Consider the following 13,677-nt stretch of genomic DNA (forward strand, 5'->3'; position numbering starts at 1 on the left):
GCCCGGCCCTTCAGCGCGCGGGCCCCTTCCCGCCCCCGTGCCCCCGCCGTCCCTGAGCCCGCGCCTGAGCCTGCGCCTCGGCCTTGGCCTCGCCCGCGTAGGTGTCGACGTACTCCTGCCCGGACAGGGTGAGGATCGCGTACATGATCTCGTCGGTGGCGGCGCGCAGGACCATGCGCTCGTCCTCCAGCCCCGCATAGCGCGAGAAGTCCAGCGGGGCGCCGAAGCGGATGGTGATCCGCCTGATGCGCGGCAGCCGCCGGCCCGCCGGCTGGGCCTCGAACGTGCCGATCATGGCGCACGGCACCACCGGCACCCCGGCCCGGAGGGCCATCGCGGCGACGCCGGTGCGCCCCTTGTAGAGCCGGCCGTCGTGCGAGCGGGTGCCCTCCGGGTAGATGCCCAGCAACCGTCCCTTGCGCAGCACGGAGAGGCCCGAGGAGATCGCCGCCTGCGAGGCCCGGCCGCCGGACCGGTCGACCGGGATCTGCCCGACGCCCCGGAAGAACGCCGCGGTCAGCCGCCCCTTCAGGCCGGGTCCGGTGAAGTACTCGGCCTTGGCCAGGAACGTCACCCGGCGCGGCACGATCGCCGGCATCACGAAGTGATCGGCGAACGACAGATGATTGCCGGCGATGATCGCCGCGCCCTCCTCCGGCACATGATCGAGTCCTTCGATCCGCGGCCGGAACACCAGCCGCAGCAACGGCCCCAGAAGCAGGTACTTCAGCACCTGATAGAGCACAGGGCAGCTCTCCATTCCGTCGGCTCGCCGGGGCGGCCACCTCGTCGCAGGTCACATGGGCTGCCCGGAACGGCCAGTGAGTCTATGGGCAAGTGCCGTGGCGGGTAAGTACCTTCGGCCGGATCGATGCTGACTCTTTCCCGGCGCCCGCGGCCGCCCCAGCCGCGGTGGCCGGCGCCGGCGCGCAACCCCGGCGCCGCGCGCCCCGGTGGACACACCACCGCCCCGGCGCGACGCTGAAAGGGATGCGCACCGACGTGCACGCCCACCTCTGGAGCGAGGGCTACCTCCGGCTCCTGGAGTCCTACGGGCGCCCGGAGGCCGCCGCGCACCGCGGTCTGGGCGCCGGTGACAGCGCGCAGGACCTGGCGGCCCGGTTCGCGCTGAACGACGCCGCCGGTATCGACCACCAGATCCTGTCCGTGTCGCCCCAGGGCCCGTACTTCGCGGACGCCGGGCAGGCGGTCACAGCCGCCCGGTACGCCAATGACCACTACGCCGGCCTGGTACGGGACCACCCCGCCCGCTTCTCCGCGTTCGCCGCGCTCCCGCTGCCGCACCTCGACGCCTCCCTGGCGGAGCTGGCCCGCGCGCTCGACGAACTGGGCATGGCGGGGGCCGGTGTCACCACCGACATCCTCGGCCGCAGCCTCGGCGACCCCGCCTTCACCGCGCTCTTCGAGGAACTCGACCGGCGGGGCGGGGTGCTCTCCCTGCACCCCTCCGGCCATGACGCGCGCTCTCCGCTGATCGCCGCGCACCGGATGCGCTGGATGGTCGGCGCGCCGACGGAGGACACCATCTGCGCGATGCACCTCATCCTGGAGGGCGTTCCCCGCCGCTTCCCCCGCCTGCGGATCATCCACTCCCATCTCGGCGGCGCCCTGCCCATGCTGCTGCCCCGCGCCGACGACCACCTCCCCTGGGAGGCCCCGGACACCGCCGAGAAGCCCACCGAGGCGGCCCGCCGCATGTGGTACGACACCGTCGCGCACGGCCATGTCCCGGCCGTGCGCGCCGCCGCGGCCTCCTACGGAGCGGACCGGCTGCTGCTCGGCACCGACTTCCCCTACCAGAACGGGCCGCAGCTGCGCCGCGCCGTCACCTTCCTCACCGAGGCGCTCCCGCCGGAGCAGGCCGAGGGCGTCCTGACGGCGGGCGCCCAACTGGTCCGGCGGCGCGAGCCGTAGCCCCGGGACCACCCCGGCCGCCACCGCCGACTTCTTACCTTTCGGTAGCCACTTTGGCATCCGCGGACAACTTTCGACTCTCCTTGAGCGATGCCGGGTTGACCCTCCGTACTGCCCGGCAACCGAGCCCGTCCCCACCATCCGGGCCGAGGACAGGAGTCACAGATGTCCCGAAAGAAGAAGGTCGGCCGGCGGCAGAAGATCCTCATCTGCGTCAGCGCCGCGGCACTGGTCGGCGGCATCGCCATCGCCACCACGGGCACCAGCCAGGCGTCGTCGGCCTGCGAAGGACTGTCCACCGCGCTGAAGAACAATCAGAAGTTCATCGCCGACCAGCAGGCCAAGCCGGACGCCCAGTCGGCGGCGCGGATCGCCAACCGGCAGGCCGTGATCAAGGAGATCCAGCTGAAGCAGCGGGCCTCCGGGTGCGCCGAGGGCGGGGACGCGGCCGCGGGCGCCCCGCCGGCGGCGGAGCAGCCACCCGCCGGGGGCGGGTCCGGTGCGCAGGACCCGTCCGGATCGGCGCAGCCACCCGCCTCGGACGACCCGCCCGCCTCCGGTGACTCGTCCGCCTCGGGCGCCCCGCCGGCCGGCGACGGCGACGTCGTGTGCCCCGGCGACACGGTGACCCTCTCCGGTGAGGGCGGCGCACCCGCGGCCTCCAGCGGCGAGTTCCCCATCGGGACCAAGCTGAAGGTGACCAACCTGGACAACGACAAGTCGACGACGGTATCCGTCACCGCCCCGTCGGGCAGCTGCGCGCTGCTGAACAACGCGGCGTTCGAGGAGGTCCGTGAGGAGGGCAAGAACCTGATCCGGCGCGCCCGCATCGAGCGCGTGGGGTAACCCCGGTCCGGTGGCCGGCAGCGGAGCCGCCTCCTCCGCTGCCGGCCACCCTGTCTCCGGGCGGGTATCCGCAGGCCGTACGGGCGACCTCACGGCGTGGCCGCTTGTCCGTGCGGGCGCGGCGGGATGGCCTGGGGCCGCCGGGCGCCGCGTGTTCCTGTCGGGCTCCGGCATGTGAACCCACCGAGCGTTCCCCAGGAGACCGCGATGCCCGTGAGCCGCCGACGCCGATCCGCCCTGCCCGCCACCGTGCTCGCCACGCTGTCCGCGGCCCTGCTCTGCGCCGGTCCGGCCGGCGCCGACGAGCCGCCGGTTGCAGATCAGGGCCTGGTGCTCACCATGACCGGAGCGGGCAGCTCCTGGAGCCGCGGGGTGCGGCTCAGCTGCCCCGACATCCACCGCAGGCATCCGCACGCGCACGCCGCCTGTGACGCGCTGACCTGGGCCCGCGGCGACCTGGACGCACTGCCCGGCGAGCCGCACACCTGCACCAGGGAGTACGACCCGGTCACCGTCACCGCGACCGGCACCTGGCGCGGGGTCCCGGTCAACTGGCGCAAGGAGTTCCCCAACGCCTGCACCATGGACTCCGCCACCGGGCCCGTCTTCCGCTTCTGAACGGTGCCTTGGACGGCCCGGCTCAGACCGGCCGCGCGGCCACCACGCCGACCGTCACCAGCGCCACTACCACCCAGAAGAACCAGACCCACCCATTGGAGCCCAGCGCCACGGTGTAGGCGGTCGCGGCCACCAGTCCGCCCACCGTGCACACGGCCATCGCCTTCACAGATCCGGGCATACCCGCACCCTCCTCACGGCGGCCGGGGCGCCGACAGAACGACGCGGGCCGCGGCCATGGGACCATCGTCCCCGGCCGCGGCCCGTACCGCCACAGGCGCGGTGCGCGGTGTGCGGTCACTGCCCCCGTGCGTTGAGCGAGGCGAGGTAGGCGTTGTAGTCGGCCAGGTCCTTGTCCCCGTTGCGGTCGGCGGCCCGGTCCGCGCGCTGCGCCTGGCGCTCCTCGGACTTGTACCACTGGAAGACCAGGGCGATCAGCACCACCACGGACGGGATCTCGCTGAAGGCCCAGGCGATCCCGCCGGCCGCCGACTGGTCGGACAGCGCGTCGATCCCGAGCGAGGCGGGCGGGTTCAGGAAGGTGCCGACCATCGGCTCCGAGGCCATCATCAGCGCGATGCCGAAGAACGCGTGGAACGGCATGCCCGCGAACAGCTCCAGCATCCGCATCACGTAACCCGGCCGGTGCGGGCCCGGGTCGACGCCCATGATCGGCCAGAAGAACACCAGGCCCACCGCGAGGAAGTGCAGCATCATCCCGATGTGCCCGGCCCGGGACTCCATCAGGAAGTCGAACAGCGGCGAGAAGTAGAGCGCGTAGAGGCTCGCGATGAACAGCGGGATGGTGAACGCCGGGTGCGTGATGATCCGCATGTAGCGGCTGTGCAGCAGCGCGACCAGCAGTTCCCGCGGCCCCTTGCGGCCGCGGCCGGCGGCCGGCAGGGCGCGCAGCGCCAGCGTGACCGGCGCCCCGAGCAGCAGCAGGATCGGCGAGAGCATGCTGATGACCATGTGCTGGACCATGTGCACGCTGAACATCGCCATGCCGTAGTCGTTGAGCCCGGTGCACATCACCAGTGCCACCGACAGGACGCCCAGCGCCCAGGCGACGGTACGGCCCGCCGGCCAGGAGTCCCCCCGGCGCCGCAGCCGGACGACGGCCCAGCCGTACAGCGCGAGCCCCAGCAGACAGCCGACGAGAAAGACCGGATCACCACCGAACTCCAGGCCTCTCCCCAGCGTGAACGGCGGCAGATCCATGTTCATGCCGTCCATGCCGTGCCCGCTGTGATCCATCCGCTCGCTCCTGATTCGTACCAATGCTCCGGCGACAAGACTAGAACCGCCCCCGGCCGGGGAATCGGCCGGGGGCGGTTCATGTGGGGCGTATCTAGCGCGCGGCGACCACGGAGGTCACAGCACGCACTCGGCCTCGCCGTAGCGCTCCGCGGGCACCGTCTTGAGCGTCTCCACGGCCTCCGCCAGCGGCACCAGCGTGATGTCGGTGCCGCGCAGCGCCGTCATCATCCCGAACTCACCGCGGTGCGCGGCCTCGACGGCGTGCCAGCCGAAGCGGGTGGCGAGCACCCGGTCGTACGCGGTCGGGGTGCCGCCGCGCTGGACGTGCCCGAGGATGACCGGACGCGCCTCCTTGCCGAGCCGCTCCTCCAGCTCCACGGACAGCTGCCGGGCGACGCCGGCGAAGCGCTCGTGGCCGTACATGTCCTTGCCGCCGATGTCGAAGGACATGGTGCCCTCGCGCGGCTTGGCGCCCTCGGCGACGACCACGATCGCGAACTTCTTGCCGGCCTCGAAGCGCGCCGAGACCCGGGCGGTCAGTTCCTCGATGTCGAAGGGACGCTCCGGCACCACGATCGCGTGCGCGCCGGCCGCCATCCCCGAGTGCAGTGCGATCCAGCCGGTGTGCCGCCCCATCACCTCGACGATCATCACCCGCTGGTGCGACTCGGCGGTGGTCTTGAGCCGGTCCAGCGCCTCGGTGGCGACGCCCACCGCGGTGTCGAAGCCGAACGTCACATCCGTGACCGCGATGTCGTTGTCGATGGTCTTCGGCACGCCGACGATCGGCAGCCCGGCGTCCGACAGCAGCCGCGCCGCCTTCAGCGTGCCCTCACCGCCGATCGGGATGATCGCGTCCAGACCCAGCTCGGCGACATGGCCGCGGGCCCGCTCCACGCCGTCCCGCAGATGTGCGGGCTGTACCCGGGACGACCCGAGGATGGTGCCGCCAAGCGCCAGGATGCCGCCGACGGCATCGAGGTCGAGCTTGCGGTAGTCGCACTCCAGCAGGCCCTTCCAGCCGTCGCGGAAGCCGATCACCTCATCGCCGTGATCGGCGGTGGCGCGGTGGACGACGGACCGGATGACGGCGTTCAGTCCGGGGCAGTCGCCGCCGGAGGTGAGGACACCAATACGCATTGCTCGCAAAACCTCTGCAACTCAACCGGGGGCCCGGACCCCGTCGTCCGGTTGGATTCCGCACACCCTACAAGCGCGGGGCCACCGGGAGCACGTACGCCCGCAGTGCGGACTGCGGGCGTACGGAATGCCGTCATTTCGGGCGCGTGACCAAGAGCGGAAACGCCCGGAGGCGGGATCAAGCGGTCCTTAAGCGGGCTGGGTGGCCGCGGCGATCCGCTCCTGGCGCAGCGCCTCGTACCAGGTGTCGTCCACCGGGGGCAGCGCGTTCACATCGAGGGCCAGCTTGATCAGCAGGTCGGCGATGTGCGGGTTGCGCGCCATCACCGGGCCGTGCATGTACGTGCCGAAGACGGTGTCGTTCCACGCACCCTCGTAGCCGTCGCCGACGCCGTTGCCCTTGCCGAAGCGCACCTTGGCGAACGGCCGGGCGGTCTTGCCCAGGTGCGTCACACCCTGGTGGTTCTCGAAGCCGGTCAGCGGCGGCAGTCCCAACTGCGGGTCGATGTCGGCGAGTACGTCGCCGACGCAGCGCTCGGCCTCGCCGCGGGCGCTCACCACGTCCAGCAGCCCCAGGCCCTGCTGCCGCTCCCCGAGGTCGTTGATGAACTCGTGCCCCAGGATCTGGTAGCCGGCGCACACCGAGAACACGATCGCGCCGTTGGAGACCGCACGGCTCAGACCGCCGTCGCGGATCAGCCGCTCGGAGGCCAGCCGCTGCGGCCGGTCCTCACCGCCGCCGATCAGGTAGATGTCGCCGGAGGTGGGGATCTGCTGGTCGGACCGTACGTCCAGGCGCTGGACGTCCAGACCGCGCTGGCGCGCCCGCCGCTCCACCACCAGGGCGTTCCCCTGGTCGCCGTACGTGCTCAGCAGGTCCGGGTAGATCCACACCAGGCGCAGGCTGTTGTCACTCATGCTCGCTCGTCCTTGTCCGCGCATCACGTCAGTTGCCCACCCGCCGGCGCAGGTCCTGGAAGGCCGTGTAGTTGGCGATGATCTCGATCCGGCCGGGCGGTGCCAGCTGCACCGCCTCGTCGAGGCTCTCGCAGACCTGGAAGTCGAGGCCCGCGACCTCCAGCCGCACCGCCAGGTCCAGCTTGCGGTCCCCGAGCACGAAGATGGGGTGCCCGGCCAGCCGGGTGTAGTCGACGTCCCACAGCCAGGAGGTGTCGGTGCCGTCCGCGCCGCGTGCGTTCACCGACATGATCACCGGGGTCGGCGGCGGGTCGATCAGCGAGAACGTCTCCAGCCAGCCGGCCGGGTTCTTCGCCAGCAACAGCCGCAGCTCCCGCTCCATGAACGTGACCACGTCGTAGCGCCCGGCCACCGCCTGCACCGAGTACATCCGCTCCAGGGCCACCTGCGGCGGCACCCCGAACGCGGCGGCGACCGCGGCGGACGTGGTGGCGTTGGCCTTGTTGGCGCGCCCCGGCAGCTGGAGCTTGATCGGCCAGGCGCTGCCGTGCGGGTCCAGGACATGGTCGCCGGACAGCGCCCAGCTGGGCGTGGGGCGGCGGAAACCGCACTCGGCGCAGAACCAGTCGTCGCCCGGCCGCTGCATCACACCACCGCACGAGGGGCAGGACCAGGCGTCGTCCTTCCACTCCTGCCCGGCCGCGACCCACACCACGTTCGCGGACGACGAGGCCGCCCACACGATCAGCGGGTCGTCCGCGTTGGCGATGATCAGGGCCTTGGAGCCTGCCAGTCCCTCGCGCCAGTGCTCGGCCAGCATGCGGGTCTCCGCGGCACGGTCGAGCTGGTCGCGCGAGAGGTTCAGCAGCGCTATGGCCTTCGGCGTCGTATCGCGTGCGACACCGGCGAGGTACTTCTCGTCCACCTCGATGACGCCGTACTTGGCGTCCGACCCACCCGCCAGCGCGGAGGTGATACCGGCCGGCATGTTGGCGCCGAGCGCGTTGGAGACCACCGGACCGCTGGCCCGCAGCGCCTCCGCGATCAGTCGCGTCGTGGTCGTCTTGCCATTGGTCGCCGACACCAGGATGACGTCCAGGTGCCGGGCCAGCCGGGCCAGCAGGTCGGGGTCGAGCTTGAGCGCCACCCGGCCACCGATCACCGATCCGCTGCCGCGGCCCGCCGCGCGCGATACCGCCGCCGCGGCCTTGCCTGCCGTCACGGCCAGCTTGGCCCGCGGCGACAGCGGCTCCGTGTTGCCTGCCATCGTCTTCGATCCTCCTTGCATCCGGCGCCCGCCTGCCGTGGGGCTACCGGTGGAACGCCTCCTCCGCAGCCGATGACCGGCCGGGGCTTCGGTCGGGGATCAGCCTATCGAGATCCGGCCGCAGCCCCGAACCCCGCCACCCGTGCGGCGACATCCGCTGTGTTCAGGACCGTACGCTTGTCCCCATGCGTCCCCGCACCATTCCCGGCAGTTCCGGCCATGTCCGCCCGCTGCGCCTGCTCGGCGATCCGGCTCTGACCGAGCCCTGCCAGGAGGTCACCGTCTTCGACGACGAGCTGGCCCGGCTGGTCGAGGACATGTACGCGACAATGTACGCCGCGCACGGGGTGGGTCTCGCCGCCAACCAGATCGGCGTCCCGCTGCGGGTGTTCGTCTACGACTGCCCCGACGACGAGGACCGCCGCCATCTGGGGCACCTCGTCAACCCCCGGCTCGTCGACGTCGACGGTCCGGTCATCCGCGGGCCCGAGGGCTGTCTCTCGCTCCCCGGCATCGAGGCCGGCACCCCGCGCCACGACCACACCGTCGTGACCGGAGTGAGCCTGACCGGCGAACCCAGGACAGTGACCGGCACCGGCTTCTTCGCCCGCTGTCTCCAGCACGAGTGCGACCACCTCGACGGCGGGCTCTACGTCGACCACCTCACCGGGCTGCGCCGCCGCCGGGCGCTGCGCGCCGCGGCGAAGGCCCCGTGGGCCGCACCGGCGGGGGCGTCCGGCCGCTGAGTGACGGGCGGCGCCCGCCGGGTCACCGACCGGCGCCGCCCGCCGTTTCACCGGCCGGCGGTCAGAAGCCGGGGCCGTCCGCGCGGTCCTTGACCGCGACCAGCTGCCCCCAGAGCAGATCGGCCAGCTGCTTGACCAACTCCTCGCGTGAGCACGGGCGTTCGCGCAGCCACCAGTCACCGGCGTGCTGCATCATGCCGACGATGCCATGGCCCCAGACGCGTGCCGTCAGCTCGCCGCCCGGTCCCAGGTCGAGCCGGTCGGTGATCACCTTGGCCAGCTCCTCGCCGAGCCGGCGCAGCAGGGGGGCGGAGTGCCGCCCGACGTCGAAGCCGGACTCGGAGGCGTTGTCCTCGTCCGACGGGTGCATCAGGAAGCGGTAGACCTGCGGCCGGGCCTCGATCGCGAGCAGGTAGGCGTCGAGGGTGGCCTCGACCCGGTCCCGGCGTAGTACGGGAGCGTCCAGCGCGGTCGCCAGATTGGCGAGCAAGGCGTCCGTGTGCCGTACGGCGAGTGCGCGGTACAGCCCGCCCTTGTCGCCGAAGTGCCGGTAGAGGATCGGCTTGGTGATGCCGGCCTCGGCGGCGATGGCATTCATCGAGGCGTCCGGGCCGTCGCGCAGCACAATGCGCTCGGCGGCCTCCAGCAGCTCCCGCCGTCTGCGCTCGGTCGCCGTCTGCCGGCTGCCGCTGTGCCCAGTGCTTTCCATGGTCGTGCTCCCCACCCTTGTGAATCCGTGGCGCTGGCGCAACGTAACACCCGATCTCCACGGCGATTTCGTTCCCAGGGGAGTTGACATTTCTTACTGGCGAGTAACACACTTCGGGTTACCGCTAGTAACACAGTAATGCCTTGGTAGCTGGAGGGGACATGGCCGAATTCACCATGGAGCTCAACGACGAGCAGAAGGGCGTCCGTGACTGGATTCACGGCTTCGCCGCGGACGTCATGCGCCCTGCCGCCGCCGAGTGGGACGAGCGCGAGGAGACCCCCTGGCCGGTCATCCAGGAGGCCGCCAAGATCGGCCTGTACTCCCTCGACTTCTACGCCCAGCAGTTCTTCGACCCCACGGGCCTCGGCATCCCGATGGCGATGGAGGAGCTGTTCTGGGGCGACGCCGGCATCGGTCTGTCCATCGTGGGCACCGGCCTGGCCGCCGTCGGCGTGCTCGCGAACGGCACGGAGGAGCAGATCGGCACCTGGGTCCCGCAGATGTACGGCGACGTCAACGACGTCAAGGTCGCCGCCTTCTGTTCGTCGGAACCGGACGCCGGCTCGGATGTCGCCGCCATGCGCACCCGTGCGGTCTACGACGAGGCCAAGGACGAGTGGGTGCTCAACGGCACCAAGACCTGGGCCACCAACGGCGGCATCGCCAACGTCCATGTCGTCGTCGCGGTCGTCGACCCGGATGCCGGCTCCAAGGGGCACGCCTCCTTCATCGTCCCCCCGAACACCCCCGGCCTCTCCCAGGGGCAGAAGTTCAAGAAGCACGGCATCCGCGCCTCGCACACCGCCGAGGTCGTCCTGGAGAACGTCCGGGTCCCCGGCCACTGCCTGCTCGGCGGCAAGGAGAAGCTCGACGAGCGCCTCGCCCGGGCCCGGGAGAGTGCCAAGAAGGGCGGTGAGAGGGTGAAGAACGCGGCCATGGCCACCTTCGAGGCGTCCCGGCCCGCCGTCGGCGCGATGGCCGTCGGCACCGCGCGGGCGGCCTACGAGGAGGCCCTGGAGTACGCCAAGACCCGCTCCCAGTTCGGCCGCCCGATCATCGACAACCAGGGCGTGGCCTTCCAGCTCGCCGATATGCGCACCCAGATCGACGCCGCCCGCCTGCTGGTCTGGCGCGCCTCCTGGATGGCCGTGGCCGGCAAGCCGTTCACCTCCGCCGAGGGCTCCATGTCGAAGCTCTTCGCCAGCGAGGTCGCCAAGAAGGTCACCGCCCAGGCCGTACAGATCCTCGGCGGCAACGGCTTCACCCGCGAGTACCCGGTCGAGCGGATGCACCGCGACGCCGCCATCTACACGATCTTCGAGGGCACCAGCGAGATCCAGCGTCTGGTGATCGCCCGGACGCTCTCGGGGATGCCGATTCGCTGAGGTCAACTCCCGGGAAAACAGGCGGACTTCCCGGAAGTCGAGGGCCCCACCCAGTTGCTGGGTGGGGCCCTCGTGCGTTTCTGGAACCGCCGTGGAGTCGCACATCGGGTCAGGGCCCGGTGTGCGGCTCCTTGTTGTGCCGGATGCCCTCCGGCGGTGTGCGTCGCCTGCGCGCCGCCGCCCGGCCGGCCGGTCCGAGGGGCCCCGCATCCCCTTGACGACGGGAACACTGCGTTCTACTTTCCTTCCATAAAGCAAAACATTAATTCCGCGATACGGAATTAACCCCTCTGGCGCTGCGCTGGAGCTTGCCCGTGACTGGTCGACGCAGGAGTACGCGATGCCTCGAATGACAGCCGCCCGCGCCGCGGTGGAGATCCTCAAGCGGGAGGGCGTGACGCACGCCTTCGGAGTGCCGGGTGCCGCGATCAACCCCTTCTACGCGGCGCTCAAGGGTGCGGGCGGGGTCGACCACACGCTGGCGCGGCATGTCGAGGGCGCCTCGCACATGGCCGAGGGCTACACCCGGACCCACCCGGGCAACATCGGCGTCTGCATCGGCACGTCGGGGCCGGCCGGCACGGACATGATCACCGGCCTCTACTCGGCGATCGGTGACTCGATCCCGATCCTGTGCATCACCGGCCAGGCCCCCACCGCGGTGATCCAGAAGGAGGACTTCCAGGCCGTCGACATCGCCGCCATCGCCAAGCCGGTCACCAAGGCCGCGACCACGGTGATGGAGGCCGCGCAGGTCCCCGGAGTCTTCCAGCAGGCCTTCCATCTGATGCGTTCCGGACGCCCCGGCCCGGTCCTCATCGACCTGCCGATCGACGTCCAGCTGACCGAGATCGACTTCGACCCCGAGACCTACGCGCCGCTGCCGGCCTTCAAGCCGGCCGCCACCCGCGCTCAGGTCGAGAAGGCCTTCGCGCTGCTCAACGCGTCCGAGCGGCCGCTGATCGTCGCCGGCGGCGGCATCATCAACGCCGACGCCTCCGAACTGCTGTGGGAATTCGCCGAGTTGACCGGCACGCCGGTCGTCCCCACGCTGATGGGCTGGGGCATCGTCCCCGACGACCACGAGCTGAACGCCGGTATGGTCGGCCTCCAGACCTCGCACCGCTACGGCAACGCGAACTTCCTGGAGTCCGACTTCGTCCTGGGTATCGGCAACCGCTGGGCCAACCGCCACACCGGCAAGCTGGACGTCTACACCCAGGGCCGGACGTTCGTCCATGTCGACATCGAGCCGACCCAGATCGGCAAGATCTTCGCCCCCGACTACGGCATCGCCTCGGACGCCGGGGCCGCGCTGGAGCTGTTCGTCGAGGTGGCCAAGGAGCTCAAGGCCGCCGGCGAGCTGCCCGACCGCGGCGACTGGGCCGCCTCGACCCAGGAGCGCAAGGCCCGGCTCCAGCGGCGTACCCACTTCGACGACATCCCGATGAAGCCGCAGCGCGTCTACGAGGAGATGAACAAGGCCTTCGGCCCGGAGACCCGCTACGTCACCACCATCGGCCTCTCCCAGATCGCGGGCGCGCAGATGCTGCACGTCTACAAGCCGCGCCACTGGATCAACTGCGGCCAGGCCGGCCCGCTCGGCTGGACCATCCCGGCGGCGCTGGGCGTCGCCACCGCCGACCCGGAGACACCGGTCGTCGCGCTCTCCGGCGACTATGACTTCCAGTTCATGATCGAGGAGCTGGCCGTCGGCGCCCAGCACCGCATCCCGTACGTCCATGTCCTGGTGAACAACGCCTACTTGGGCCTGATCCGGCAGGCGCAGCGCAACCTCGACATCAACTTCCAGGTCAACCTGGAGTTCGAGAACATCAACGCGCCGGAGCTGGGTGTCTACGGCGTGGATCACGTCAGGGTCGCCGAGGGCCTGGGCTGCAAGGCGGTCCGGGTCACCGACCCGAGCCGGCTCGGCGCGGCCTTCGAGGAGGCCAAGAAGCTGGCCGCCGAGCACCGCGTCCCGGTCGTCGTCGAGGCCATCCTCGAACGGATCACCAACATCTCGATGAGCGGTTCCGACATCGCCAGTGTTCAGGAGTGGGAGGACCTCGCGACCGAACCCGGTCACGCGCCCACCGCGGTCAAGCCGCTCAAGGTCTGACGCCCGGCCGGCACCGGCCCGTACGACGGACCGTGCCGGACTTCCGGCGGTGTGCCGGGTGCGGCGCGCACCTCGCGCCCGGCGTCACCGCCCTCCCGTAGAGAAAGTGGACGGCGCGCTCCTTCCCCGCCGCCGCCCACCCCTTCCGAGATGCGAAAGAGGCACCCGATGAGCAGTCTTCCGAAGGTCGCGTGGATCGGTCTGGGCATCATGGGTTCGCCCATGGCCGAGAACCTGATCAAGGCCGGCTACCCCGTCACCGGCTACACCCTGGAGCCCGACAAGCTCCGGCGGCTGGCCGACAACGGCGGGCGGGCGGCGGGCTCGGTGGCCGAGGCGGTCGCCGACGCCGACGTCATCATCACCATGGTCCCCGCCTCCCCCCAGGTCGAGGCCCTCGCCTACGGCGACGACGGCATCCTCGCCCACGCCCGCCGCGGCGCCCTGCTGATCGACATGTCCTCGATCACCCCCCAGACCTCCGTCGACCTCGCCCACGCCGCCGCCGACAAGGGCATCCGCGTCCTGGACGCCCCCGTCTCCGGCGGCGAGGCCGGCGCCGTCGAAGCCGTCCTGTCCATCATGGTCGGCGGCGAACAGACCGACTTCGACGCCGCCCGCCCCCTCCTCCAGGCCCTGGGCACCACGATCGTGCACTGCGGACCCCACGGCGCCGGCCAGACCGTCAAAGCCGCCAACCAGCTCATCGTCGCCGTCAACATCCAGGC

14 protein-coding genes are annotated in these 13,677 nt (G+C 71.2%); 7 read left to right on the forward strand and 7 right to left on the reverse strand.

Annotated features, from left to right (window positions below; genetic code table 11):
- Positions 1–10: 10 nt before the first annotated feature.
- Positions 11–745, reverse strand: coding sequence for a lysophospholipid acyltransferase family protein (locus tag ACGFN2_RS03300; RefSeq protein ID WP_393357125.1), 735 nt, complete (start codon positions 743–745; stop codon positions 11–13).
- A 245-nt stretch (positions 746–990) separates the two neighbouring features.
- On the opposite strand from ACGFN2_RS03300, the gene ACGFN2_RS03305 reads away from it, so the two are divergent.
- From ACGFN2_RS03305 to ACGFN2_RS03315, 3 genes are all read left to right on the forward strand, one after another.
- Complete coding sequence (locus ACGFN2_RS03305) at positions 991–1,935, forward strand: amidohydrolase family protein (RefSeq protein ID WP_393357127.1); 945 nt, start codon at positions 991–993, stop codon at positions 1,933–1,935.
- Between the two features lie 165 nt (positions 1,936–2,100).
- A complete protein-coding gene (locus ACGFN2_RS03310; RefSeq protein ID WP_393357129.1) occupies positions 2,101–2,781 on the forward strand; it encodes a hypothetical protein in 681 nt (226 codons plus the stop codon).
- A 207-nt stretch (positions 2,782–2,988) separates the two neighbouring features.
- Complete coding sequence (locus ACGFN2_RS03315; RefSeq protein WP_362611219.1) at positions 2,989–3,399, forward strand: SSI family serine proteinase inhibitor; 411 nt, start codon at positions 2,989–2,991, stop codon at positions 3,397–3,399.
- 22 nt (positions 3,400–3,421) lie between these two features.
- Here ACGFN2_RS03315 and ACGFN2_RS03320 read toward each other — a convergent pair whose 3' ends face one another.
- The 5 genes from ACGFN2_RS03320 to ACGFN2_RS03340 all read right to left on the reverse strand — a co-directional run bounded on the left by ACGFN2_RS03320 (position 3,422) and on the right by ACGFN2_RS03340 (position 7,984).
- The gene (locus tag ACGFN2_RS03320) at positions 3,422–3,580 is read right to left on the reverse strand and encodes a hypothetical protein (RefSeq protein WP_362611220.1); all 159 of its coding nucleotides are present in this window, start codon (positions 3,578–3,580) and stop codon (positions 3,422–3,424) included.
- Positions 3,581–3,696: 116 nt separating this feature from the next.
- Positions 3,697–4,656, reverse strand: coding sequence for a cytochrome c oxidase assembly protein (locus ACGFN2_RS03325; RefSeq protein ID WP_362611223.1), 960 nt, complete (start codon positions 4,654–4,656; stop codon positions 3,697–3,699).
- Positions 4,657–4,773: 117 nt separating this feature from the next.
- Positions 4,774–5,799, reverse strand: coding sequence for a 6-phosphofructokinase (locus ACGFN2_RS03330; RefSeq protein ID WP_362611226.1), 1,026 nt, complete (start codon positions 5,797–5,799; stop codon positions 4,774–4,776).
- Between the two features lie 189 nt (positions 5,800–5,988).
- The gene (locus tag ACGFN2_RS03335) at positions 5,989–6,717 is read right to left on the reverse strand and encodes a type 1 glutamine amidotransferase (protein WP_018092603.1); all 729 of its coding nucleotides are present in this window, start codon (positions 6,715–6,717) and stop codon (positions 5,989–5,991) included.
- A gap of 28 nt (positions 6,718–6,745) precedes the next feature.
- Positions 6,746–7,984 (reverse strand): MurT ligase domain-containing protein, encoded by a 1,239-nt coding sequence (locus ACGFN2_RS03340; protein ID WP_393357132.1) that lies wholly within the window; start codon positions 7,982–7,984, stop codon positions 6,746–6,748.
- 185 nt (positions 7,985–8,169) lie between these two features.
- Between ACGFN2_RS03340 and def the strand changes: the two genes are divergently transcribed.
- Positions 8,170–8,730 carry a peptide deformylase gene (def, locus tag ACGFN2_RS03345; protein ID WP_362611231.1) on the forward strand — a complete coding sequence of 187 codons (561 nt, stop codon included), beginning with the start codon at positions 8,170–8,172 and terminating at the stop codon, positions 8,728–8,730.
- A gap of 61 nt (positions 8,731–8,791) precedes the next feature.
- On the opposite strand, the gene ACGFN2_RS03350 is transcribed toward def, so the two are convergent.
- Positions 8,792–9,439 carry a TetR family transcriptional regulator gene (locus ACGFN2_RS03350; RefSeq protein ID WP_362611232.1) on the reverse strand — a complete coding sequence of 216 codons (648 nt, stop codon included), beginning with the start codon at positions 9,437–9,439 and terminating at the stop codon, positions 8,792–8,794.
- A 161-nt stretch (positions 9,440–9,600) separates the two neighbouring features.
- On the opposite strand from ACGFN2_RS03350, the gene ACGFN2_RS03355 reads away from it, so the two are divergent.
- The 3 genes from ACGFN2_RS03355 to ACGFN2_RS03365 all read left to right on the forward strand — a co-directional run.
- Positions 9,601–10,827 carry an acyl-CoA dehydrogenase family protein gene (locus ACGFN2_RS03355; RefSeq protein ID WP_362611234.1) on the forward strand — a complete coding sequence of 409 codons (1,227 nt, stop codon included), beginning with the start codon at positions 9,601–9,603 and terminating at the stop codon, positions 10,825–10,827.
- Positions 10,828–11,167: 340 nt separating this feature from the next.
- Entirely contained in the window at positions 11,168–12,949 is a 1,782-nt protein-coding gene (gene gcl, locus ACGFN2_RS03360; protein WP_393357135.1) for a glyoxylate carboligase, read from the forward strand.
- A gap of 168 nt (positions 12,950–13,117) precedes the next feature.
- On the forward strand, positions 13,118–13,677 hold a 560-nt coding region (locus ACGFN2_RS03365), incomplete at its 3' end, for an NAD(P)-binding domain-containing protein (protein WP_393357137.1).

It is taken from the genome of Streptomyces sp. NPDC048612, assembly GCF_043199295.1.
Taxonomy (GTDB): Bacteria; Actinomycetota; Actinomycetes; order Streptomycetales; family Streptomycetaceae; genus Streptomyces.

Excerpts from the sequence above, each read along its gene's own strand:
- ACGFN2_RS03305 (WP_393357127.1), top strand. The coding sequence starts at position 991 with ATGCGCACCGACGTGCACGCCCACCTCTGGAGCGAGGGCTACCTCCGG.
- ACGFN2_RS03310 (WP_393357129.1), top strand. The coding sequence starts at position 2,101 with ATGTCCCGAAAGAAGAAGGTCGGCCGGCGGCAGAAGATCCTCATCTGC.
- ACGFN2_RS03315 (WP_362611219.1), top strand. The coding sequence starts at position 2,989 with ATGCCCGTGAGCCGCCGACGCCGATCCGCCCTGCCCGCCACCGTGCTC.
- ACGFN2_RS03320 (WP_362611220.1), bottom strand. The coding sequence starts at position 3,580 with ATGCCCGGATCTGTGAAGGCGATGGCCGTGTGCACGGTGGGCGGACTG.
- ACGFN2_RS03325 (WP_362611223.1), bottom strand. The coding sequence starts at position 4,656 with ATGGATCACAGCGGGCACGGCATGGACGGCATGAACATGGATCTGCCG.
- ACGFN2_RS03330 (WP_362611226.1), bottom strand. The coding sequence starts at position 5,799 with ATGCGTATTGGTGTCCTCACCTCCGGCGGCGACTGCCCCGGACTGAAC.
- ACGFN2_RS03335 (WP_018092603.1), bottom strand. The coding sequence starts at position 6,717 with ATGAGTGACAACAGCCTGCGCCTGGTGTGGATCTACCCGGACCTGCTG.
- ACGFN2_RS03340 (WP_393357132.1), bottom strand. The coding sequence starts at position 7,984 with ATGGCAGGCAACACGGAGCCGCTGTCGCCGCGGGCCAAGCTGGCCGTG.
- def (WP_362611231.1), top strand. The coding sequence starts at position 8,170 with ATGCGTCCCCGCACCATTCCCGGCAGTTCCGGCCATGTCCGCCCGCTG.
- ACGFN2_RS03350 (WP_362611232.1), bottom strand. The coding sequence starts at position 9,439 with ATGGAAAGCACTGGGCACAGCGGCAGCCGGCAGACGGCGACCGAGCGC.
- ACGFN2_RS03355 (WP_362611234.1), top strand. The coding sequence starts at position 9,601 with ATGGCCGAATTCACCATGGAGCTCAACGACGAGCAGAAGGGCGTCCGT.
- gcl (WP_393357135.1), top strand. The coding sequence starts at position 11,168 with ATGCCTCGAATGACAGCCGCCCGCGCCGCGGTGGAGATCCTCAAGCGG.